Origin of the sequence: Candidatus Poriferisocius sp., assembly GCF_965208475.1 — a bacterium.
Lineage (GTDB): Bacteria > Actinomycetota > Acidimicrobiia > Acidimicrobiales > Bin134 > Poriferisocius.
Genome location: NZ_OZ242338.1, coordinates 943,018 through 966,102 on the forward strand (window position 1 = coordinate 943,018; position 23,085 = coordinate 966,102).

22 protein-coding genes and 1 pseudogene are annotated in these 23,085 nt (G+C 66.6%); 13 read left to right on the forward strand and 10 right to left on the reverse strand.

From position 1 onward, the window contains the following. The first annotated feature begins 83 nt into the window (after positions 1-83). From ACOGXA_RS04345 to ACOGXA_RS04395, 11 genes are read left to right on the forward strand one after another with little or no spacing between them, the layout of a single operon-like run. Positions 84-2,306 (forward strand): ABC transporter permease, encoded by a 2,223-nt coding sequence (locus ACOGXA_RS04345; protein ID WP_419926058.1) that lies wholly within the window; start codon positions 84-86, stop codon positions 2,304-2,306. A 52-nt stretch (positions 2,307-2,358) separates the two neighbouring features. Further along, positions 2,359-3,138 (forward strand): ATP-binding cassette domain-containing protein, encoded by a 780-nt coding sequence (locus tag ACOGXA_RS04350; RefSeq protein ID WP_419926059.1) that lies wholly within the window; start codon positions 2,359-2,361, stop codon positions 3,136-3,138. A 30-nt stretch (positions 3,139-3,168) separates the two neighbouring features. After that, a complete protein-coding gene (gene iolC / locus ACOGXA_RS04355; protein WP_419926060.1) occupies positions 3,169-4,173 on the forward strand; it encodes a 5-dehydro-2-deoxygluconokinase in 1,005 nt (334 codons plus the stop codon). Further along, positions 4,170-5,135: an NAD(P)-dependent oxidoreductase gene (locus tag ACOGXA_RS04360; RefSeq protein ID WP_419926061.1), complete on the forward strand. Its 966-nt coding sequence runs from the start codon at positions 4,170-4,172 to the stop codon at positions 5,133-5,135. The genes iolC and ACOGXA_RS04360 overlap by 4 nt, the downstream gene beginning before the upstream one ends. Beyond that, the gene (locus ACOGXA_RS04365) at positions 5,132-6,307 is read left to right on the forward strand and encodes a Gfo/Idh/MocA family protein (RefSeq protein ID WP_419926062.1); all 1,176 of its coding nucleotides are present in this window, start codon (positions 5,132-5,134) and stop codon (positions 6,305-6,307) included. The genes ACOGXA_RS04360 and ACOGXA_RS04365 overlap by 4 nt, the downstream gene beginning before the upstream one ends. 47 nt (positions 6,308-6,354) lie before the next feature. Next, positions 6,355-8,247, forward strand: coding sequence for a 3D-(3,5/4)-trihydroxycyclohexane-1,2-dione acylhydrolase (decyclizing) (gene iolD / locus ACOGXA_RS04370; RefSeq protein ID WP_419926063.1), 1,893 nt, complete (start codon positions 6,355-6,357; stop codon positions 8,245-8,247). Positions 8,248-8,260: 13 nt separating this feature from the next. After that, positions 8,261-9,688: a fatty acid desaturase gene (locus ACOGXA_RS04375; protein ID WP_419926064.1), complete on the forward strand. Its 1,428-nt coding sequence runs from the start codon at positions 8,261-8,263 to the stop codon at positions 9,686-9,688. Then, complete coding sequence (gene iolG, locus ACOGXA_RS04380; RefSeq protein WP_419926065.1) at positions 9,685-10,692, forward strand: inositol 2-dehydrogenase; 1,008 nt, start codon at positions 9,685-9,687, stop codon at positions 10,690-10,692. Before ACOGXA_RS04375 ends, iolG begins: the two co-directional genes overlap by 4 nt. A gap of 60 nt (positions 10,693-10,752) precedes the next feature. Next, positions 10,753-11,739 carry an SDR family oxidoreductase gene (locus tag ACOGXA_RS04385; RefSeq protein ID WP_419926066.1) on the forward strand — a complete coding sequence of 329 codons (987 nt, stop codon included), beginning with the start codon at positions 10,753-10,755 and terminating at the stop codon, positions 11,737-11,739. A gap of 2 nt (positions 11,740-11,741) precedes the next feature. Further along, positions 11,742-12,599 (forward strand): 5-deoxy-glucuronate isomerase, encoded by an 858-nt coding sequence (gene iolB / locus ACOGXA_RS04390; protein WP_419926067.1) that lies wholly within the window; start codon positions 11,742-11,744, stop codon positions 12,597-12,599. Between the two features lies 1 nt (position 12,600). Then, the gene (locus ACOGXA_RS04395; protein ID WP_419926068.1) at positions 12,601-13,449 is read left to right on the forward strand and encodes a 2-deoxy-5-keto-D-gluconate 6-phosphate aldolase domain-containing protein; all 849 of its coding nucleotides are present in this window, start codon (positions 12,601-12,603) and stop codon (positions 13,447-13,449) included. Positions 13,450-13,756: 307 nt separating this feature from the next. Here the strand turns inward: ACOGXA_RS04395 and ACOGXA_RS04400 are convergent, their stop codons facing one another. Both ACOGXA_RS04400 and ACOGXA_RS04405 read right to left on the reverse strand, forming a co-directional pair. Beyond that, positions 13,757-14,320 (reverse strand): ISL3 family transposase, encoded by a 564-nt coding sequence (locus ACOGXA_RS04400; protein WP_419926069.1) that lies wholly within the window; start codon positions 14,318-14,320, stop codon positions 13,757-13,759. 118 nt (positions 14,321-14,438) lie between these two features. Beyond that, a pseudogene (locus ACOGXA_RS04405) lies at positions 14,439-14,585 on the reverse strand (hypothetical protein); the annotation flags it as partial. Between ACOGXA_RS04405 and ACOGXA_RS04410 the strand changes: the two are divergent. Beyond that, on the forward strand, positions 14,524-15,078 hold the full coding sequence (locus ACOGXA_RS04410) for a hypothetical protein (RefSeq protein WP_419926070.1): 555 nt from the start codon (positions 14,524-14,526) through the stop codon (positions 15,076-15,078). The pseudogene ACOGXA_RS04405 and the gene ACOGXA_RS04410 overlap by 62 nt on opposite strands. Positions 15,079-15,219: 141 nt before the next feature. Here the strand turns inward: ACOGXA_RS04410 and ACOGXA_RS04415 are convergent, their stop codons facing one another. From ACOGXA_RS04415 to ACOGXA_RS04435, 5 genes are all read right to left on the reverse strand, one after another. Next, entirely contained in the window at positions 15,220-16,344 is a 1,125-nt protein-coding gene (locus tag ACOGXA_RS04415; protein WP_419926071.1) for a DNA cytosine methyltransferase, read from the reverse strand. Between the two features lie 9 nt (positions 16,345-16,353). Continuing rightward, positions 16,354-17,124 (reverse strand): hypothetical protein, encoded by a 771-nt coding sequence (locus ACOGXA_RS04420; RefSeq protein WP_419926072.1) that lies wholly within the window; start codon positions 17,122-17,124, stop codon positions 16,354-16,356. A gap of 115 nt (positions 17,125-17,239) precedes the next feature. Further along, complete coding sequence (mnmA, locus tag ACOGXA_RS04425; RefSeq protein ID WP_419926073.1) at positions 17,240-18,268, reverse strand: tRNA 2-thiouridine(34) synthase MnmA; 1,029 nt, start codon at positions 18,266-18,268, stop codon at positions 17,240-17,242. A 16-nt stretch (positions 18,269-18,284) separates the two neighbouring features. After that, on the reverse strand, positions 18,285-19,436 hold the full coding sequence (locus ACOGXA_RS04430; protein ID WP_419926074.1) for a cysteine desulfurase family protein: 1,152 nt from the start codon (positions 19,434-19,436) through the stop codon (positions 18,285-18,287). Between the two features lie 15 nt (positions 19,437-19,451). Beyond that, positions 19,452-20,108, reverse strand: a complete 657-nt coding sequence (locus ACOGXA_RS04435; protein WP_419926075.1) for a hypothetical protein — start codon at positions 20,106-20,108, stop codon at positions 19,452-19,454. Between the two features lie 62 nt (positions 20,109-20,170). On the opposite strand from ACOGXA_RS04435, the gene ACOGXA_RS04440 reads away from it, so the two are divergent. Next, positions 20,171-20,602 carry an SRPBCC family protein gene (locus ACOGXA_RS04440; RefSeq protein WP_419926076.1) on the forward strand — a complete coding sequence of 144 codons (432 nt, stop codon included), beginning with the start codon at positions 20,171-20,173 and terminating at the stop codon, positions 20,600-20,602. 5 nt (positions 20,603-20,607) lie between these two features. Here the strand turns inward: ACOGXA_RS04440 and ACOGXA_RS04445 are convergent, their stop codons facing one another. From ACOGXA_RS04445 to murA, 3 genes are all read right to left on the reverse strand, one after another. Continuing rightward, entirely contained in the window at positions 20,608-21,294 is a 687-nt protein-coding gene (locus ACOGXA_RS04445; RefSeq protein ID WP_419926077.1) for a rhomboid family intramembrane serine protease, read from the reverse strand. Positions 21,295-21,309: 15 nt separating this feature from the next. Next, a complete protein-coding gene (locus ACOGXA_RS04450; RefSeq protein WP_419926078.1) occupies positions 21,310-21,573 on the reverse strand; it encodes a NifU family protein in 264 nt (87 codons plus the stop codon). Between the two features lie 179 nt (positions 21,574-21,752). After that, on the reverse strand, positions 21,753-23,045 hold the full coding sequence (gene murA, locus ACOGXA_RS04455) for a UDP-N-acetylglucosamine 1-carboxyvinyltransferase (RefSeq protein ID WP_419926079.1): 1,293 nt from the start codon (positions 23,043-23,045) through the stop codon (positions 21,753-21,755). Between the last annotated feature and the right edge of the window lie 40 nt (positions 23,046-23,085).

Below are 23,085 nucleotides of genomic sequence, written 5' to 3' on the forward strand. Positions count from 1 at the left end.
GGCTGGTCTCAAAACATCGACACGCGGCACTTCATATATAGTGTCCAATCAAATCTTGCCCAGGTAGAGAGAGGGGGACTCTCGTGGCCGAAGCGACACCAACCACGACTGACTCTGCGGCTGACAGCCCAGACGAGCGATTGGCTCACCGGGGACCGGTCCAGCAGCTGCTGACCAGGCCAGAGATCGGCGCCCTTATCGGCGCGGTAGGGGTATGGCTGCTGTTCTGGCTGGTTTCTGCGCCATTCGGAACCGCGGGCGGCACGGCCAACTACTTGGATGTGGCCGCCACCCTCGGCTTGATGGCGGTGCCGGTGGCGCTGCTGATGATCGGAGGTGAATTCGACCTCTCCTCGGGGTCTATGACCGGGGCGACCGCGGTGATTGTGGTGCTGTTGAGCAGCGACACCGCCGAGTTGGGCGGTGCCGGGCTTAGCCTTCACCTCGCGGTCCCGCTCTCGCTGGCCTTTGCGCTGGCCATCGGCTGGTTCAACGGGACGCTGGTGGACAAGACCTCACTACCCAGCTTCATCGTCACCCTGGGCACGTTCTTCATTCTCATCGGGGCCAAGCTCGGATTCACCAAGCTGTTCACCAACAAGGTGATCGCCGAAGGTCTCGACCGGTCGGGAGGCTATGAGTTCTGGGACAACATCTTCGGCGCCACCTGGGTACGCAACGGCCATGTTTGGAACAACCGAGACTGGGCTTGGAGCGGCCTGCTCATCATCGGGGCGGTCATCTTGATACTGGGCACCATGGAACTGGCCTACGCCCGCCGGGAACGCTCGAACATGGGCGGCTACATGGTTTCGGCGAGTGGCACAGCGGTCGGGGCTATCGGCTTCATTTTGCTGCTCGCCCAAGACGGAGTGGGCGCCAATTGGGTGTTCGGTCTCATCACCGGAGCGGGGGTGCTGGTGGCGGTGGCCGGATGGTGTCTGGCCCGCTACCAGCCAGCGGAGCGAGAACCGGCGCCAGCAGAGCACGACCCGCGGGTGGTCCGGTTCCTGATCGCCGGAGTCGTAGCCATCGCTGGAGCCATATTGATCGCCGCAGTCATGGACTCCAACAATTCCGACCGCCTTGACTTCTTGACCGGCACGCCGGGTCGCACGGTGCTGGCCATTGGAATCGGGGCCACCGGCGTATTGGCCGTATTGGCCGCCTTGGGGCGGGTCAGCGCGGGATACCCGGCCATCGGTGCCTTGGTAGCCCTCATACCTGGCGTCAGCTATATGGTGACGGTGCAAGGCGCCCGTGCCATCATCTTCGGCGTCTTGGGCTTTGCCGGGGTGGTACTGCTCAGCATCGCCGCTCGGCGCCGAGGGCTGGCGGAGCTGTTCACCCTGGGCACCTCGGTGGGAGTCGTCATACTGGCGTTCTTCATTCGCTCGGAGGCCGACTCCCGCAAGCTTCGGGTGGAGTTGTTCACCGCGCTTTTGTTGATCGCGCTCCTCCTGGCCGCCTCCGCCGTCGCCCGGCTGATTGCCGCCCGACGGACCTCTGCCCCACCACCGCCGGCGCACGGCCCGCTAGCGCAGCAAATCGGGACAGGACTGGGGTTGGCCGCTGGACTCGTGTCGCTGATCCTCGAACTGGCCGAAAGCGACGGCATCCTATACAGCATCATCATGGCGGTGGCCAAGGGAGGCATTGTCGCCTTCGCAGTCTTTGCCATAGCTACCCTCTACCGCACCCTGTTCACCCAGGACGAGAGTGTGGGCCGATCGTTGGTCTTCGTCGGGCTCGGTTCGGTAATGCTTGGCCTCGCAGCCAAGCTGATGTTCATCACCAGTGAGGAATTGGCCGTCACCCGGGGCCAGACCCGTTACGGCGTGGGCGTGATGCTGTTCTTGGTTTTCGCGGTGCTCGGTGCTTGGGTGCTGGCCCGTACCCAATTCGGAAACTGGATCTTCGCGGTGGGCGGCAACAAGGATGCCTCCCGCTCGGTCGGTGTGCCCGCCGCCCGCACAAAGACCACGCTGTTCATGCTGGTATCGGCATCGGCCTGGATCACCGGCATGGTGATCGCCTTCCGGCTCAACTCGGTGCAGGCCAACGTGGGCGACGGCAACGAGTTCCGCTACATCATCGTGGCCGTGGTCGGCGGGTGCCTCTTGACTGGCGGCTACGGGTCAGCCATAGGTGCGGCCATCGGTGCGGTGATCTGGGGCATGATCACCTCCGGCATCGGCTTCGCCACCTGGAACAGCGACTGGCGCTTCCTGGTGCTGGGCGCTCTGCTGCTGGTGGCGGTGCTGGTCAACAACTACGTGCGCTCGCAAGCGGAGAAGGTCCGATGACTAGCTCTTCACAACCTGTACCGACACCAAAAACCCTCAAGGAGGTCTGCTGATGGCTGAATTCCTCGAACTCAACAACATCTCGAAGTTCTACGGGAACATCATCGCCCTCACCGGGGTCACCACCACGGTGAACCCGGGTGAGGTCACCTGCGTGCTCGGCGACAACGGCGCGGGCAAGTCCACCTTCATCAAGATCCTGGCTGGCGTACACCAGCACGACGAGGGCACCCTCCTCATGGAAGGCGAAGAGGTGCGCTTCAATTCGCCCCGCGAGGCCCTTTCCCGGGGAATCGCCACCGTGTACCAGGATTTGGCCATGGTGCCGCTCATGTCGGTGTGGCGGAACTTCTTCCTCGGGTCGGAGCCCAAGACCGGCATGTGGCCTTTCCGCCAGATCGACATCGAAGGAGCCAAGCGCATCGCCAAAGAAGAGATGGCCAAGATGGGCATCGACATACGCGACGTCGAGCAGAACGTGGGCACGCTCTCCGGCGGCGAGCGGCAGTCGGTGGCCATCGCCAGGGCCAGCTACTTCGGCGCCCGGGTGCTGATCCTCGACGAGCCCACTTCGGCTTTGGGCGTGAAGCAGTCGGGAGTGGTGCTGCGGCGCATCGTCGAGGCCCGAGACCAGGGATTGGCGGTGGTGTTCATCACCCACAACCCCAACCACGCCTACCCGGTGGGCGACCGCTTCGTGATCCTGAACCGGGGCGTGTCCATGGGCAACTGGGCCAAGGAAGAGCTGTCCCAGGCCGATTTGACCCAACTCATGGCTGGCGGCGCCGAATTGGAGGCTCTCCAGCACGAGCTGGCTCAAGCAGGTACGTAAACCACCCCCCAAATCACCTAGCATCGCTGCGTGTCTGACACACGTGCGGCCGAAGCAGACCGCGGCCTCAGCGATCTCGAGGTGCTCACCATCGGGCGGGTCAGCGTCGATCTGTATCCCCAGCAGAGCGGCGTGCCGCTGAGCGAGGTGCAGACGTTCGCCAAATCGATCGGCGGCTCCCCCACCAACGTGGCTGTGGCCTGCGCCCGGCTGGGCCGGCGGACCGCGGTGGTAACCCGGGTGGGCGACGACGGCTTCGGCGAGTACATCCGGGCCGAACTGGCCGACAAGTTCGGCGTGGACAACCGCTACGTGTCAACCGACCCCGATCTGCGCACCGCGCTGGCCTTCTGCGCCCTCGACCCCCCGACCGACCCGCCCCTGCTGTTCTACCGCGAGCCCCGCGGCCCGGAGATGAACCTGCGGCCCGACGACATCCCCGACATCGCCGCCACCGTGCCGGTGCTGTGGACCGCCGGGTCCCGCTTCGCCCAAGAGCCGTCGCGCTCCACCGTGCTGGAGGTGCTGGAGCGGCGCGATCGGCGACCCCACACCGTGCTCGATCTGGACTATCGGCCCAGCTTCTGGAACTCTCCTCAGAAGGCGGGTGCCCACATCGGCCAGGCTGTCGAACTGGCCACCGTGGCGGTGGGCAACCGCACCGAGTGCGAGATCGCCGTCGGCACCGCTGATCCCCATGCTGCCGCCGACCGGCTGCTGGAGCGGGGGGTGACGCTGGCCATCGTGAAGCAGGGGGCCGACGGCGTGCTAGCGGCCACCCTAGACAGCCGGGCTCAGGTGCTCCCCATGATGGTGGAGGTGGTGTGCGGCCTGGGCGCGGGCGACGCCTTCGGCGGGTCGCTGGCCGACGGGCTGCTGGCCGGCCTCGACCCGGTGGAAATCGTCGCCCGGGCCAATGCGGCCGGGGCTATTGTGGCTGGTCGCCTGGCCTGCTCCGACGCCATGCCCACCCCTGCGGAGATCGACGAGATGCTGGCTCGAGAACCCGCAAATTCATCGGATGCCCCCACATGAGCACTCCGGAGAAGCGCTACCGCATATGGATCGACCGCACTCCCCCACCGGGGGTAGTGATCCCCTCCGATGTGGAGCTGGTGGACGGCCCCGAAAACGCCGACGGGGTGGTGGTAGCCGCTGATCGTCCCTGGGATGACGACGCCTGCCGCAAGCTGCCCGGCCTCAAGGTGGTGGCCCGCTCGGGCATCGGCTATGACAACGTGGACCCCGACGCCTTGGCCGTACACGGCGTGGCCGCCTGCAACACCCCCGACGCTCCCACCATTTCCACCGCGGAGCACGCCCTGGCGCTGATGATGGCGGTGGCCAAGCGGCTCAAGGGCGCCGAAGGGCGCCTCGCGGCCGGCACCGCCGGAGGCCCTGGTCGGCTTGTGGGCCCCGGCGCACTGGAACTGGACGGACGCACGCTGGGCCTCGTGGGCTGCGGCCGCATAGGCAGCCGGCTCGGGCACTTCGCCGAGGCCCTGGGGATGACCGTGCTGGTGTGCGATCCCTACCTGGACGCAGCACCGGTGGGCGGGTTGGTCGGCATTGACCAGCTTTGGGCAGAGGCCGATGTGGTCTCGCTCCATGCCCCAGCCACGCCGGAGACTCATCACATCATCAACGCTGCTTCGCTGGCCGCCATGCGCCCCGGCGTGATCGTCGTCAACTGCGCCCGGGGCGCTCTGGTCGACCAGGACGCCCTTTTGACCGCTCTCGATTCCGGTCATGTCGGCGGCGCCGGCTTGGACGTGACCGATCCCGAGCCACTGCCCTCCGGCCATCCGCTTCTGGGCCGCGACAACGTGGTCGTCACCCCCCATGTGGCCTCCACCACCACGGTGGGCATCGTCAGGCTGGTGGGCCAGGCTCTGGAACAGGCCCTCACCTGGCTGCGGGGCGGGGTCCCAGAGCATCTGCTCAATCCCGCCGCGGCCCATCCCAGCGTCGACCGCCGCGCGAGGGCAGCCCCATGACCGCCCGGCGACGCCTTGGGCTGGCCGTGGTGGGCTTCGGCTGGATGGGCCAAGCCCACTCCCGCTCCTACCTCCGGCTGCCCACGCTGTTCGAAGACCGTGCTTATGACCCCCGATTGGTGATCTGCTCCGACACCGTCGACGCCCGCCGCCATGCGGCCACCACGGCATTCGGCTTCCAAGAGGCCACCGACGACTGGCGCCCGGCGGTGGAGCACCCCGACGTTGACGCGGTGATCGTGTGCGCCCCCAACATGTTGCACGAATCCCTGGCCACCGCCGCCGCGGCCGCCGGCAAGCACGTGTTCTGCGAGAAGCCGGTGGGGGGAACCCCCAGCCAAACCGCCCGGGTCGAAAAGGCCTGCCGCCAAGCCGGGATCGTCACCGGGGTGGGCTACAACTACCGCTTCGCCCCGCTGGTGCTCTACGCCCAAGAGCTCATTCGAACCGGCGAGCTGGGACAGATAACCAATTATCGGGGGCGGTTCTTCTCGATGTACGGGTCCGATCCGATGGGCTTGCTCTCGTGGCGCTTTTTGATCGACCAGGCCGGGCACGGCGCCACCACCGACATCTTGAGCCACGCCGTTGACTTGGCCCTGATGCTCAACGGCCCCATCACCCGGGTGGTGGGCACCGGCGAGACCTTCATCACCGAGCGCCCGCTGCCCTCCGGGGAGGGGACCCACTACGACCGGGGCCAGCCCGGCGATCCCACCGGGACGGTCACCAACGAGGACTATTTCGGGGCGCTGGCCGTGTTCGCCAACGGCAGCCAGGGTGTTTTCGAGGCCAGCCGGGCCATCGTCGGCCCCCAAAGCCAGATGGCCTTCGACGTCTACGGCACCAAGGGCGCGCTGAGCTGGAACCACGAGACCCTCAACGAGCTTCAGGTGTTTCGGGGCTCCGACCCGCAGCAGGGCTACACCACCGTGCGGGCCAGCGAGCGCCACCCCTACCACGGTGCCTTCGTGCCCGGCGATGCCAACTCCATCGGCTTTGAAGACATGGTGGCGGTGCAAGACCACGAGTTCCTCACTGCGGTGGCCGAGGGACAGCCCCACAGCGCGGGCATGGAGCAGGCCCTGGCCTGCGTCAGCGTGCAAGCCGCCATGCTCAAGAGCTGGGAGACCGGCGCCTGGGAAGATGTGGTCTCGCTGAGGATCGACTGAGAAAACGCCAGCACGAACAAGATCGGGCTGAGGAAGGAGCGCTAGCCATGGAGACCGTCCGATTGACCGCCTCAGGGGCGGTCGTGTCCTACCTGGCCGCCCAGCGCATCGAGGCGGGCGGCCAAACCGTTCCCCTGTTCGCCGGGGTGTTCGCCATCTTCGGCCACGGCAACGTCACCTGCCTGGGCCACGAATTGGAGCAGGCCGGCGAAGCGCTGCCCACCTGGCGGGGCCAGAACGAGCAGGGCATGGCCCTGGCCGCGGTGGCCTACGCCAAGGCCAACCGCCGCCGCCGCATCATGGCCGCCACCAGCTCCATCGGGCCCGGCGCCACCAACATGATCACTGCGGCCGCGGTGGCCATGGCCAACCGGATGCCGCTGCTGCTGCTGGCCGGCGACACCTTCAACAGCCGCATCCCCGACCCCGTGCTCCAGCAGGTCGAGCACTTTGGCAATCCGACCCTCACCGTCAACGATGCCTTCCGCCCGGTGGTCCGCTACTGGGACCGCATCACCGCCCCCGAACAAGCAGTCGAGTCGCTGTCCAACGCCGTCAACACCATGCTCGACCCCGGCGACTGCGGCCCGGCGTTCATCGGCCTCCCCCAAGACGTCCAAGCAGAGGCCTATGACTTTCCCGCTCGCTTATTCGAAGAGACCGTCCACGAGATCCGCCGTCCCCGACCCGACGCTCGTGAGCTCCGCCGGGCCGCCGCCGCGCTGGCCGCCGCCGAGCGGCCCCTGATCGTGGCCGGCGGCGGGGTTCATTGGTCGCTGGCCGAAGACGAGCTCCGGACCTTCGCCGAGATTCACAACATCCCGGTGGTCGAAACGGTGGCCGGGCGCACCTCGCTGGTGGCCGACCACCGGCTCAACTGCGGGCCCATCGGGGTCACTGGCTGCGCGTCGGCCAACGCCATGGCCGCCGAGGCCGACGTGGTGCTGGCGGTGGGCACTCGCCTGGGTGACTTCGTCACCGGTTCGTGGACGGTGTTCGGCGGAGGCGACGATGTGCAGATCATCGGGCTGAACGCGGCCCGCTTCGACGCCACCAAGCACCGCTCGCTGCCATTGGTGGCCGACGCCCGCGAAGGCCTAGCCGAGCTCGGCGCCGCGCTGGGCCACTACCGGGCCCCCGAGGAGTGGACCGACCGGGCCTCCTCGGAGACTTCGCAGTACCACGCCTACATCGACAAGATCGCCGCCCCCGAGGCGGTGGCGCCAGCCGGCTCATCGGCCGACAGCTCCGACCACGACCACGCCGATCTCCCCACGTATGCCCAGGTTGTGGGGGTGGTGGACCGGGCCGCCGACGAGTCCACCTATGTGCTGGCTGCGGCCGGGGGGTTCCCCGGCGAACTGGTGAACGGGTGGCGGGGCCAAGCGGTCCACTCCTTCGACTGCGAGTACGGCTACTCCTGCATGGGCTATGAGATCTCCGGGGGCTGGGGGGCCAAGATGGCCCTGCCCGCGCGCGAAGTGGTGGTGCTGGTGGGCGACGGCTCCTATTTGATGATGAACAGCGACCTCTACAGCACGGTGCTCACCGGTCACAAGCTCATCGTGATCGTGTGCGACAACGGCGGCTACGCGGTGATCAACCGCTTGCAGTTGGCCCAAGGAGGCGTGCCGTTCAACAACCTGATCGCCGACTCCCGGGTGCAAGAGGCGACCGCGGTGGACTTCGCGGCCCACGCTGAGTCGATGGGCTGTGAAGCCGAGACGGTGACCTCGATCGCCGAGCTCGAGGCCGCCTTCGGTCGGGCCCGCGCTTCAGACCGGACGTATGTGATCGCGCTCAATACCAACGCCTACCGCTGGACCGAAGGGGGGTCGTTCTGGGAGGTGGGGGTGCCCGAGGTGAGCGCCAGCCCCGATGTGCGGGCCGCCCGGGCGGCCATGGACGCCGACAAAGCCGCCCAACGGGTGGGATGGTGAGCCCGACAGCCCGATGAGCACCCTTCGGCGCGACTACCGCGTGGGCGGCCCCGAGGCCGGTCGGGCCGCCGCGTCCGGGTTGGTGGAGGCCGAGTGGTTCCGCCCGCCCATCGACCCCGAGCGCCTGCGCCAACTCCAGGTGCGGGGCAACGCCCGAGCGGCCCTCGACACCGCGGCCTGGCTGGGACTGCTCGCCGGATTCGGCTGCCTCGCCTTCGTCTCGCTGGGCACCCGGTGGGCGATCCCGGCATTCGCGGCATATGGCGCCCTATATGGCGGCGCCGGCGACTCCCGCTGGCATGAGTGCGGCCACGGCACCGCGTTCAGGTCCAGGTGGCTCAACGATGTGGTGTATTACCTGGCCTCGTTCATGCTGCTGCGCCAGCCCACCCTGTGGCGCTGGTCGCATGTGCGCCACCACACCGACACCATCGTGGTGGGCCGCGACGCCGAGATCATCTTTCCCCGTCCCTCCACTCCCCCATCGATTGCGCTGTTGTTCGTGCCAGTGTTGAACGTCCCCAAGATGGTGGTGCGCTCCGCCAAGCACGCCGTCGGGCGCATCGACGACGAGGCCCGTTCCTTCATCCCCGCCGACGAGCTCCCCAAGCTGAAGTGGGAGTCCCGGGTTTACATCGCCGTCCTCGCCGGGGTGACCGCCTGGTCGGCGGCGGCCTGGACCATCGTGCCCCTGCTCTACGTCGGCCTGCCCACCGTGTACGGCGCCTGGTTGATGATCTTCTTCGCCGTCACCCAGCACGCCGGGCTGCGGGAGGACGTGCTCGACCACCGCCTCAACACTCGCACCGTCTACATGAATCCCGTATTCCGGTTCTTGTACTCCAACATGAACTACCACGTTGAGCACCACATCTTCCCCACCGTGCCCTACTACGCCCTGCCCGCGCTGCACCAGGAGGTGAAGGGCTATCTGGCGCCGGCCGCGCCCAACACTTGGACGGCCTTCCGCGACATCCTGTCCACCCTGCGCCGCCAGTGGCGCGATCCGGCCTATGACGAGCCCCGCGACGATGTGCCCGCGGTGCCCGACGCGGGCCGCTCTTTTGTCAACACCGGCCATACCGTGTGGGCCGGCGGTCGCCATGACGGGCTGTTCGACCTCGGCCCGGCCAACGCCCTTGCCCCCGGATCGGCCCGCCAAGTGGATGTGGGCGACGAGGCCTACGCCCTGTTCCGCTTGGACGATGGCACTCTGGTATGCGCCGAAGGACTCTGCACCCACGGGCAGGCCTATCTGGCCGAGGGCGCGGTAATGGGCTGCGAAGTGGAATGCCCCAAGCACAACGGTCGCTTCGACCTCCGCACCGGTGCCCCGGTGCGGCTTCCGGCCACCGACCCCCTAGCCTTGTACCCGGTGGAAGTGCGAAACGGCCGGGTGGTGTCAAGCCTTGTGCCCTTACCCGAGGAGGCCCAATCATGAGCCCGGTGCGCATCGGGGTCATGGGCTGCGGGCGGATCGGGCGGATGCACGCCGAACTGATCGCCCACCAGGTGCCCGGCGCAGAGGTGGCCGCGGTCTACGACGTGGTCGACGAGGCCTCAGCCTCCGTGGCCGAGGATCTGGGAGTGCGCCAGGCCACCGATGCCGCCGAGGTTCTGGAAGCCGACGACGTCGACGCCGTGGCCATCTGCACTTCCACTCACACCCACATCGACCTGCTGGTGGCCACGGCCGAGGCCGGCAAGGCCGCCTTCGTGGAGAAGCCGCTGGCACTGAACCTGGCCGACGTCGACCGGGGCATCGCCGCCGCCGAGGCCGCGGGCATCCCGGTGCAAGTGGGGTTCAACCGGCGTTTCGACCCCAGCCACCGCTACGTGCGCGACCGGGTGGCCGCCGGCGATTTGGGCGATGTCCACTTGGTGCGCATCTCCAGCCGCGACCCCGAGCCTCCGCCGCTGATGTACTTGGACGAGTCCGGAGGCATCTTCTGCGACATGACCATCCACGACTTCGACATGATCCGCTTCGTCACCAACAGCGAGGTAACCGAGGTTTACGCCACCGGCGCGGTGCTGGTGGATGAAGCCATCGGCGAGGTCGGCGACCTCGACACCGCGGTGGTCGTCTGCCACCACGAAAGCGGCGCCATCAGCACCATCGACAACAGCCGCCGAGCGGTGTACGGCTATGACCAGCGGGTGGAGGCGTTCGGGTCGGCCGGAATGGCCGCTTCTGAGAACCCCCTTACTGCCACCGCGGTGACCAGAACCGCCGACGGCGCCCGCGGGCCTGCCCTGCCCTACTTCTTCTTGGAGCGGTACGTTCCGTCGTATCTGGCCGAGTGGGACGCTTTCGTAGCCATGATGCAGGGAGAACCGTCGCCGGTCACCCTGGCCGACGGGCGGGCACCGCTGGCCATCGGCTTGGCCGCATGGCGCTCGGTGCGCGAGCGTCGCCCGGTGCAGATCGACGAGATCGGCTGATTCATGAGGGCGCACACCAAGATCAGAGACTTACCGCGAACCGACGGGAACGGCTGACCCATGCGGGCCTATGTCACCGGAGGCACCGGCTTCATCGGGGCCAACATCGTGAAGGTGTTCGCCGAGCGCCACGGCGCCACTGTCCACTGCCCGGTCCACTCCTTCGTCCCCGAGAACCCCCAGGGTTACACCACCGAGCCGCTGGATTTGTTGGACGCCGACGCGGTGCTGTCCAGCGTGGCCGAGTTCGACCCCGATGTGATCGTCCACTCCATGATCCTCAACGACTTGGACGGCATCTACAACCAGCGGGAGCTGGCCTGGCGCAGCTACGTGGATGCCACCCTGACCATGGCCGAAGCGGCCAACCAGACCGGCGCCAAGCTCATCGTGGTGTCCACCGACTGGGTGTTCGACGGAACCCAGATCGGCGCCGACGAGCACACGCCCCCCAACCCGGTGAACTACTACGGGGTGCTTAAGGCCCTCAGCGAACAGGCCGCCCTGCTGCGGGCCGATCGGGCTGCCATAGCCCGGGTTTCGGCGGTGAACGGCATGCACTGGGCTCGTGACGAGATGCCCCGGGGCCAAGACCCCGGCTTCGGCTACTTCGTGACCACCGTGCTCGACGCGGTGTCTCAAGGCCAGCCATTTGGGGTGTGGGAGGGTGACGATATCAACATGGCGGCCACCCCCAGTCTGGCCAGCGAGTGCGCTGAGGCCATGTGGCTGATCGCGGCCAACGACGAAGCCGACGGCATCTTTCACTGCTGTGGGGCCGGGCCGGCCGGACGCATGGAGTTGGCCCGATTGGCCTGCGAGGTGTTCGGCCACGACCCTGCTCTTTTGCGGTCGGTCGCGCCCGACCCGGAGATGATGGCGTCGCTGGGCGGCGCCCGCATTCCCTACGACACCACGATCTGCACTCCGCGCACCGCCGAGGTGTTGGGCTATGAGCCGCTGGGAACCCGTGAGCTGCTGGAGCGCTTCAAACAGGAGTTGGACGCCGGCGAACTTGTGGCGGCATCCCCGGGAACAGGAGATTGACCATGGCGACCGCGCCCGCATCAGGACCCATCCGCCCCCAGCCGGGGCCGGGGCGAATCCTGGAGATCACCCCCGAAACTGCCGGATGGGACAACGTGGCCTTCTCGGTAGTGGAACTCACCCCGTCGGACTCGTGGTCGGGGGTCGAATCCGACCGGGAGACCGCCATCGTCCCCTTGTCCGGCTCGGGACGGGTGGCAGCCGGAGAGGTCGACACCGCCATCGGCCGCACGTCGGTGTTCGAGGAGCTGGGCCGCATCGTCTATCTGCCGCCGGGCACTCCCTATGAGATCACCACCGAGGGCTCGCTGACAGCCGCGGTGGGCTCGGCCCCGGCCGAGGGTCGCTACCCGGCCCGAGTCATCGAGCCGTCTGAGATGCGGGTCGAAATCCGCGGCGGCGGCCAGGCCTACCGCCAAGTGGTCCACTCCCTGGCCCATCCGCTGCCCGCCGAGAAACTCATCCTCTACGAGGTGTTCGTGCCCCGGGGCACGTGGTCGGGCTGGCCCCCCCACTGCCACGACGGGCGAGACGGCTCGCCCTATCTGGAGGAGGTGTACTACTTCCGCCTGGATCGCCCTGAGGGCTACGCCATGCACCGCAACTGGCGCTCTGAAGAGAACTTCGACGAAGCAGTGGTGATTCGAGATGGCGACGCGGCACTGGTTCCCAAGGGGTATCACACGTCGGTGGCCTGCCCCGGCTCCAACATGTACTTCCTCAACTACCTGGCCGGCGAGCTGATCGGCGATCAGCGGCGCACACCTCCCTGCTTTGACGCCGAGCACACCTGGATCGAGGCCGACTGGGGTGCGGGGGCGTGGACGCTGCCGGTGGCCGGCGCGGTGCCCTCCAACTGAAATGAGCGTGGACGACCTCACCCACAAGGGGCGGTTCGCGGTGCTGGCCATCGACCACCGCGACTCGCTGCGCAGCGTGCTGGCCCCCGACAATCCCGATTCTGTGTCCCACCAGGCCATTGTCAACCTCAAGCACGACCTGGTAGTCGGATTGGCCGGCGGGGCTACCGGTGTGATGCTCGAGCCCGAGTACTCCATCCCCCAGCTTCTGGACGGCACGCTGCCCCCCGGGGTGGGCTTCACCGCCGCGCTGGAGGCTCAGGGGTACATGGCCGATCCCGAAGCCGCCCCCGTTGCCCTCCTCGACGGCTGGTCGGCGCAGGCCGCCGCCGACTGCGGGGCCGCCGCGGCCAAGCTGCTGGTGCTGTACCGGCCTGACCGCCCCCACGCCACCGCCCAAGAGAAGGCCGCAGCCGAAATCGTGGCCGAGTGCCGGCGGGTGGGCATCCCCCTGCTGGTAGAACCGCTGTTCTATGCCTTGGACGATCCGTCCATCCGCCCCAAGATCGTGCTCGACACCGTGGACCGATTCGCCCCCATGGGCCCCGATGTGCTGAAGCTGCCATTCCCGATCGACCCCGACCATGACGCCGACCAGGCCCGCTGGGCCGCAGCCTGCTCAGAGATCACCGCCCGCAGCGACATGCCCTGGACACTGCTCTCTGGCGGCGGCGCCTTCGAGAGCTACCACGCCCAACTGGATGTGGCCATGGCCTCGGGTTGCTCCGGATTCACCGTCGGACGAGCCCTGTGGGGCGAAGCCGCCCTTGCCCCACCCGCCGACCGCCCCAGGATCATCGACGACCTCATCGCCCCCCGATTGGCCGCCCTGAAGGAGCTAGTTGCCTGAACAGCTACCGCCAAACTCGCCGGAGCAGACCTGCAAGTGGATTAGGTCAACCCTTTAGAGCCGATTGGCCTTTCTGTCTCCTGAAACGCCGTAAGCCGAAGCGCTTTTCGATCTCATGCTGCAGATCGGTGATCGCCTTCCTACATTTCGTGTCAGGACCCCAACCATCTAAGTTCATGTCGGTGGCCTTGGTGATTGCGGCGCTATCCCATGCTGAACTGATGGCAGGACCAATAGCTTGATCAAGCGCAACTCGGGTCTTCGCGTAGGTGCGAGCCAAGTTGGGATGGTCGGTTGCAATCCGGCTCTACGCGTCTGAGCGGGGACGTCGGGTTCTGATTTTTGTGACGGGTTGAGTTTGGCCGGGTTTTCGTCCGGCGGCAAGCAGGATTCGGAGCCGGTAGTTGTCGAGGTTGGTGAAGCCTCGGCCTGAGCGTTTGACGTCTTTGATCTTGGCGTTGGCGGCTTCGGTGCGGCCGTTGTGGGTGCGGGTCCGCACGCTGGTTTCGATCTCGGTTCGCCATTTGGTGAGGGTTCGGGCGAGCTTGTGCAGCTCGGGGGCGGCCTCGGGCGCCCGGCAGTATTCGATGGCCTCGCCGAGGCGGGCGGCGGCCTGGTCGGCGTCTCCGGTCTTGAACACCGAGCGGATCTTCTCTTTGGCTTGCCAGCAGTCGGCGACCTCGTCGTAGGGGTCGCCGGCGTCGAGTGCCCGGCGGATCCGGTCCCGCGCGGCGGCGCTGAGGCGCTCGGCGCCGGTGAGGAGCAGTTTGCGGGCGCCGTAGAGCGGGTCGCCTTTGCGGACGCGGTGGCCCAGGGCGTCGTTTTGGGTGCGGCGGCGGCACTCGTCGAGCGCCCGGTTCGCCAGGCGCACGATGCGGGGACGGGTCCGCCGCGAGCTGCGCGTCGGCGGCCAGCGCACCTTTTGCCTTGAGGCCGCGGACTGCTTTGCGGTATCGGTCGTGGGGGTCGCAGCACACCACCTCGACGCAGGCCATCTGCTCCCGTGGCCGCATCTGCGCCCATCGCTCCAGGTCAGCGGCGTCTCTGCCGTCGAACACGTCGATGACCTGCCCGGTGTCCGCGTCGACCGCTGCGGTTGTGAACCGGCGCCTGCGGAACCTTGTCGCGGAGCCCATGACGGTCTCGTCGAACCCCAAGCGGGCCGAAGGCCCGACCCTGTCCGGGTCGCCGGCCGCCTGCTCGAGCGCCGGCTGGACCGCCGACCAAACGGTGTGCCATCCCACGCCCATATTGCGGGCCAGCGACGCCACCGACGCCCCCACAGCCGCCAAAGCGCCCACCGCCGCCTCCACAGCCCTGCTGGTGAGCACCCGGCGCGGCCCGGCCAGCCCGGACTCCTCGGTCCACGTCCTGGCACCGCACCCCCCGTCAGGGCACGCCCAGACGCGCTTGTTCCACAGAACCCCCACCGGCATCCCCCCGGCCGCCGCAGCGTCGCGCAAAACAACCCTGCGCCGACCCTTGGACCGGGCCCGGCTCCCGCACGCGCCGCAGCGCACAACCCGCCCGCCGGGCGACTCCACCTCCACCACCAACTCCCCGGCCTCGACGCGCTCGGCGACAACCGCCAACCCGAACGCGCCGAAACCTGAAACCGAACCAGCCTGAACCACCAGGGGCCTCCCGACTCTTTGACTATGTGACAGTCACAAGAACCGGCGAGGCCCCCACCTCAGCAGCGGACCCCCACAAGCACCCCGGTCCCAGCTTCAACGCGAAGAGCTCGGTAAGGACAGCGACTAGGGAGAGTCAGAAGAGCCGGAGAGGGGCATCTTCCATTTGGGGGAATGCTTGGCCAGTATCAAGGGCTCGGAGCGCCTCCCTGATGTTGTGGCCTAGCCGTTCAGCAAACCGGACCGGAACGGCGTTGCCAATTTGGAGATGCACATCACGTTTGTTGCCACCGACGAACTCCCAGGAGTCTGGGAAAGTCTGGAGACGGGCGTATTCTCGGTGTGTGAGCGAACGGAGGCGGTCAGCCCGGACACGCCACAAGGTGACATCAGTGTCTGGATTCCGGACGAACTTTGCATCGCTGCTTCGATCTCTAGGCTCTCGGCGAGCGGACACGTGCCCGTGGGCAAGGCCCCATACCGTCGCGGTATCCACAGCCGGGAAAGAGCGATCCCAACTCCGAATCGGGTTGCCATCGGAAGCCGTCCGGGAGAACCGTACAACGCTTATCGGCGCATCTTGGCCGGGATCCGTTCTTCGATCAACATGCACCTGCGACTTAAATCCCCATGAGGGATCATGATTAGGCAACGAGATCTTGTCACCATGAGCGAGGTCCCACAACCATGGGCGGATCGGCTCATAGCCTGAGGGGGCTGGGAGGTGCCAACCGTCAGGAGCCCCGTCTCGAAACGCCACGAACACAAACCGACGGCGAGTCTGCGGCACGCCGTGACCATCCATCTTGAACACATCCCAAGCAATGTCCCCGTATCCAGCCTCGGCCAGCGACACAGCGATCTCCTTAATGAATGGCCGCCCGGTGTCGGGATGCAGCATCGTGCGCAGGTTCAAGACGTTCTCGATGATGACAACGCGAGGACGCACCCGTTCGGCAACACGGCACACCTCTCGGAACAGCCCATTCCTATTGTCCGCTGCCTGGCGGTTCCCGCCGAGGCTGAACCCTTGGCATGGTGGTCCGGCTAGCAACACATCCGGGGTGTTGGGCAAACCTTCGGGCGACCATTCCCGTACATCAGCCTCGACTGGATTCCACTCAGGCCGGTTCTTGCGGAGCGTGTCAACAGCATTCGGGTCATGATCAACGGTAGTGACAGTGTTAAACCCCGCCGCCTCGAATCCAAGGTCGAGCCCCCCGGCACCGGAAAACATGCTGAGTGCGGTCAGATCGCCCACAAGCCCACTCTAGGCACTTGGAGTGACACTATTGCTCATGGTCACCTCGGCACCCGGACCTTCAGACCGGGCAATCCGCCATGCCCTGAAATGGTGCCGTCGTCCAGCGGTTGGGTTCCTGCGATAAGTGGCACTCAAGTGGTTTGTGGCGAAGTCAAACGCATAGCCAGTCATCACATTTTCAACCTCAACCCGAGTGACCTCCCCGACTTGCACGAATCCGTTACCTGGATCATCGCCAGCGGGTAGTAGGAGCGTGCGAGTACCCTCAACCCCTTCAAGCAGGACTACCGGGGTCGGCATTACGTACATCTTGCGGTCGCGGAGCAAGACGTCGCCATAGCTGCCGAACCCACGGGTGCTTGTGTTCTTGTGCTCATAAGTATCGTCGGCATTAAGGAAGGAGCCAGGGACGATCACAAGGTCCACAACTGGAAAGGTGTTGCCCTCTGGGGACGCCGGGTACCTGCCGAAGGCATAGTAAATCGTCCGACCATTGTGTGTCGGGCGGGCGACCTGGCTATTCCCATCGAACGAAGCATCGCGCCCCGGTGTGGACAGGCCCTTCACTTCAATTCCTTCGGGGGTATCTACCAACGTCAAGTCCGGGTAGCTGTTCCGACCTGGATCGTCGTGATTGATGCCAGCCTCGCCGAGACGAGCCTGGACCCACCGCTGAAAATGAAACTCCTTATCGTCGCGTCCTTCTCGAACAATCAGCTCACCACGAACAATGGCAGCGTCCATCGACCGAAAAGCAGAAGGGATCAGCGAAGTCACTTTACGATTTTCGCATTCCCTGCTGTCAAGTTCGAGGACCCTAAGGCTTTAGGCAGCGGACATGCCGGGCAATCCATCAGCCTTAGTCCCGCGAGTGGTCCGTAATCCATCCAGCTCAATCAGCTACTGCCCCGCCGGCCACGAATTCGCCCTGGTAGAACACCAGAGCCTGGCCGGGGGCTACTCGGCGCTGGGGCTTTAGCCAGTCGACTCTGCCTGCTGGGTCTACTACTCCGACTGCGGGGGTGCCGTGGGCGCTCGCCTGGATGTCCACTGGGCCTTCGACCGCTCCATCGGCCCACTGGATGTCGGTCACCTCTTGGGTCGGCGAGTACAGATCCTGGCGACGGCCCACGGTTACCCGGCCTGCGGGGATGTCCACATCGGTCACGTAGCGGGGTTCGTCGGTGCCGCCCAGGTTGAGGCCCCGGCGCTGGCCGATGGTCACGGCCTGCACGGTCTCGACAGTGCTCAGGACCGTGCCGTCGGAGTCAACCACGGTGGCCGGGGACTCTTCCAGCCGGCGCGACAGGAACCCTTGCCGCCCCCCGGCCCGGTTGGCGATGAAGCAAACATCCTGGCTGTCGGGCTTGGCCGAGTTCCGCAGGCCCAGACCGACAGCCCGCTCCCGAACCTCGGCCTTGGTCAGATGACCGATGGGCAACAGCAGCCGAGACATCTGCGCCTGGCCCAACATGTACAGCACGTAGGACTGGTCTTTGGCGTCGTCCATCCCTCGGCGCACCCGGAACCCGCCACCGGTGGTATCCAAGCGGGCGTGATGGCCGGTGGCCACCGCGTCGAAGCCCAGGGCTTCGGCCCGCACCATCAGCTTGTCGAACTTGAGGTGGCGGTTGCACTCGATACACGGGTTGGGTGTGAGCCCGACAGCGTGGTCATCCACGTAAGGGCCGACCACTCGCTCATCGAAGGCGTCGCCGAAGTTGAACACGTGGTGCTGCAACCCCAACCGGTCGGCCACCCGGCGGGCATCTTCCACATCCGACACCGAGCAGCATCCGGTGTCCGATTCCCCGCCCCACAGCTTGAGGGTCACTCCCACCACATCGTGGCCCTGCGCGGCCAGCATGGCCGCGGCCACCGAGGAGTCCACTCCTCCAGACATGGCCGCCAACACCCGCACCGCTCAGCCCTCGTCCTCAACCCGTCCTGTAGTCCCGAAGCCGGGACACCGCGTCGGGGATCACCGCCAGCGCTCGATCGATATCGGCATCGGTGGTCTCATAGCCCAAAGACAGCCGCAGCGACCCCCCGGCCAGCATCCGGTCGTAGCCCATGGCGGCCAGCACATGCGAGGGATCCTGCGCCCCACTGGAGCAAGAGGACGCGGCCGAAGCGTACACGCCGGCATCCTCCAGCAGAAACAGCAGCGCCTCCGACTCGATGCCCTCGAAGCACAGGTGGGCCGACCCGGCCACCTTGCCCGACCGCTCCCCGGTCTCCACCGTGCCGGCGACCGCGGCCAGAACCCCGTCGGCCAGCCGATCCCGCAGCCCGCCCAGCCGCAGTGCCTGCTCGGCCCGGCTCTTCAGCACCACCTCGGCGGCCGCGGCCATCCCGGCGATGCCTGCCGCGTTGTGGGTGCCCGGGCGCAGATCCCGCTCTTGGCCGCCGCCCAACATCAAAGGCGACAGCTCCACTCCGCCGCGCACCACTAGGGCCCCCACCCCCTTGGGGCCGCCGAACTTGTGGGCGCTCACCGATATCAGATCGGCGCAGGCGGCCAGCGATGCCACGTCCAGCCAGGGAAAGGCCTGCACCGCGTCGGTATGCAGCACCGCTTGAGGGGCCCCCGAGCGCACCGCCGCGGCCACCTGCTCCAAGGGCTGAACTATGCCGGTCTCGTTGTTGGCCAGCATCACCGACACCACGGTCACGCCGTCGTCGAGGGCCGCGGCCAGCGCGTCCAAGTCGACCACCCCGGCCGCGTCCACCGCCACCACCCGGCCGCCCAGATGCTCTACCGGCGCCAATACCGCGTGGTGCTCGATGGCCGAGCACACCGTTACTCCACCCACCCGCATGTGCCGACCGACCACCGCCATGTTGTCGCCCTCGGTGCCTCCTCCGGTGAACACGACCTCACCCGGTTCTGAACCCAGGGCCTCGGCCATCACGTCGCGGGCGTCGTCGATCCGGCGGCGGGTGTCCCGAGCCATCCGGTGCGCGCCGGTCGGATTGGCATACAACTCCCGATGCAGCGGGGCCATGGCCTCGGCTGCCGCCGGGCACAGCGGCGTGGATGCCGCATTGTCCAGGTATGCGATCGCTCTAGATGTCCCAGATGCCATTGCCGATCCTCCCGATCACACCGTGGGGAACACCAGATCGTCGCGCCGGGAGCGCTTCAGCTCGGCGAACGATGGCCACTCGGCCAGCGTTACCACCGCGTCCCACAGCCGAACCGAGTCCTCTGAAGCGGGTACCTGGCTCACCACCGGCCCAAAGAACGAGGTCGACCCCCGGTCGTGGTGGAAGGTGATGATCGGGGTGCCCACATCCCGCCCGGTTCGGCTAAGCGCTTCAAGCGTGGACTCCCGCAAGGCGCCGTCTAGCGACTCGTCCTCGGCCCGGGCAGACAGTTCCGGCGATGCGCCCGCCCTCTCCAGCGCGGCAGACAAGTGCCCGTCCGAAGCCACCTCGCCCATGGTCGAGCGGATATCCCCGTCGGGGTTCCAGATTGTGGCCCCGTATGCGGTGTAGAGCGCGCCAGCGGCTGTCGGGCCATGCTCGTCCCGCAGCGCCTGGGCCACCCGCAGCATCCGTCGACCCTTGTGGTGCAGTTCCCGGTAGCCCTCTGGGAAGTCGTCGTAGTCTTTGTCCTCGTTGAGGATCGACAGGCAGATCAACTTCCAATCCACGGAGTAGTCCCGCTGCCGGGAGACATCGGTCACCCAGCGGGAGGTGATCCAGGCAAACGGGCAGATCGGATCCCAGAAGAACTCGATGTCAGCGTCGGGCATGGGCTGGATTCTACGGTCTCATGGCTGGGGTTCTCCCCAAAGACCGCATTTAGACTGAACTTGTGGGCAGAATCCGGGTTTCCACCACCATCGAAGCGCCTTTGGACACCGTGTGGGAGTACGTGCGACGCATCGAAAGCCACACCGAGTGGATGGCCGATGCTGTGTCGATTTCCTTCCAGAGCACCCAAACCGAGGGGGTAGGCACCGCGTTCGAATGTCGCACCAAGGTCGGCCCCCTGCGGCTCACTGATGCCATGGTGGTGACCGAATGGGCCGAGAAGAAGGCCATCGGAGTGCGCCACACCGGCCTGGTCGCCGGCGAGGGCCGCTTCACCCTCGCTCCGGCGGGAACTGGACGCACCGAATTCTGCTGGACCGAGGAGCTGCACTTCCCCTGGTGGATGGGAGGCCTCTTGGGCGACCTCGCGGGTGCCCGCATCCTCGAGTGGGTATGGCGCCGCAACCTCAAGACGCTGCGCGCCCAGTTCTAGGCTGCCTAGAACGCATCCACCCAACGGGAAGCGGCCCAAAGCGACCCGACGAAGGAAGCCGCCGCCACCGCGGCGGCCGATAGCAGCGAGGTCGCATTGACGTGACGCTGTCTGCGAATTGCCTGAGCTGCTACTGCCCCCACGAGGACACCGCCGATGAGCCCGCCGATGTGGCCACCCAGCGAAATACCCCGAACGGTGAAGCTGATAACCAGGTTGATGGCCAGAATCGGTCCTATAGGGGTCTGGAACAAGCCCACCCCTTGGGTTAGCAACAGCGCGGCATAGGCGCCCATAAGCCCGAAGATCGCCCCCGACGCCCCGGCGACCAGCGAGTTGGGGGTCTCGATCAGCGCCCCGAAAGACCCGCTCACCAGCGACGAGAGGTATACCGCCGTGAACGGCACTCGCCCCAGCCACCGCTCCAAGGCCAATCCCAGAATGTAAAGCGAGTACATGTTCACCGCGAGATGGAATAGGCCGTGGTGTAAGAATCCCCCGGTGAACACCCGCCACCATTCGTTGTAGACGTCGATGGCCGCCCCCCAGGTGGCGGCTTCGACAACTAGGCCATCGAGAGTGCCCCCACCACTGAGGGTGTCCCCCATCGCCATGCCGACAATGAACAACGCAACGTTGGCGGCTATGAGCACATAGCTGACGTACCAAGCGTCGGTTCTTTGCGGGACCATGCTTGCGGTATGCGGCTACAAGCCCACCGGTGAGCCGTCGCTCAGCAGGTTCTGGCCCGCATTCACCACCTCGGTGACCCCGGGTACCCGGTCTTTGAGAATCCGCTCCACCCCGGCCTTAAGCGTGACCGTCGAGGCCGGGCAGCTCACGCAGGCCCCTGTCAACTCCACGGTGACCACGCCGGTGTCCTCGTCCACCCCCCGCAGGAAGATATCGCCGTTGTCGGCCTGCACTGCGGGGCGGATGGCCTCGATCACCTGAGCTACGGCGTTCTGCACGCCTTCTATTGTCTCAACCGGAGCCCGATTCGCCAACCCTCCCGCCGAACTCGTTCAGTGAGCCATGCGGGCATCTGACAGACTCGCCAGTGTGGAAGTGCTGGCCCATCAGGGCGGCTGGGATGAGATCCTCTTGGTGGCCGCGCCGCTGGGCCTGCTGGCGGGCCTTCTATTTCTGGCTAACCGCCGGGCATCTCGCGGCGGACGTCGGCCCCAAGGCCGCTGAGCTTTCCGACGAAATCCTCATAACCCCGATCGATGTGATGGGGGTCGGCCACTACGGTCGCTCCGTCGGCAGCCAGCCCGGCGATCACCAGTGCAGCCCCCGCTCGGATGTCGGGCGCCCGCACCGGCGCCCCGCTCAGCCGTTCGACCCCTCGAATCACCGCATGGTGGCCCTCGGTGCGGATGTCGGCCCCCATGCGCATCAACTCGTCCACGTACCGGAACCGGCCCGAAAACAGATTCTCGGTAACTATCCCCACCCCTTCGGCCACCGAGAGCATGGCCACCAAGAGCGGTTTGCAGTCGGTGGGCAGGCCAGGATACGGCAGCGTGGACACATCTGATGACCGCAGGCGTCCGTTGCACATCGCCCACACCCCATCGGGGTCTGATGAGGTTCTCACCCCCATCTCTCCCATCTTGCGGCAGAGAATCGCCATGTGGTCTAGCCGGGCGCCCACAAGGGTGATCTCGCCGGTGGCCACCCCGAGGGCGGCCAGGAAGGTGGCCGCCTCGATTCGATCGCTGATCGCCGTGTGCTCCACCGGGCGCAGCTCCTCTACGCCCTGCACCGTGATGGTGGATGTTCCCGCGCCGAGAACGTGGCCACCCATGTGGTTCAAGAATCCGGCGAGGTCGGCGATCTCTGGTTCCCGGGCCGCGTTGTCGATAACCGTGGTGCCTTTGGCCCGCACCGCGGCCATCATCACGTTCTCTGTGGCGCCTACGCTGGGAAACTCCAACAGCACCTGACTGCCGATCAGATTGTCGGCAACAGCGTGTACATCGCCCCCGGAGACCTCGAACCGGCAGCCGATGGCCTCCAGGCCGGCGACATGCATGTCTATGGGGCGGGGCCCGAAGTCGTCACCGCCGGGCATGGCGACCGTGGCGTGGCCAACACTGGCCAACAGGGGGCCCAACACCGCGGTGGAGGCTCGAAGCTGCTCGGTCAGCGCATAGGGCGCCACCGGGTCGACCTCCGCGGGGCGCACGATGGTCAGCGTGTTGCTCGACCGGCTGACCGATACCCCCATCGCCCTCAGCACCTCGCCCATCACCGTTACATCGTGGATATCGGGCACGTTGCGGATCACGAAGGTGCCCTCGGTGAGCAGGCAGGCGGCCATGAGCTTGAGCACCGAGTTCTTGGCCCCGCCGATGGCCACCGACCCCTCCAGCGGGCCGCCGGCCCGAACCTCGATCCGGTCCTGCTGATCGAAGTCCTCCTGCTGGACGCGCTCCACCCGACAAGTATGGTGCCCGCGCTCCCACCGGCGAAGTCGT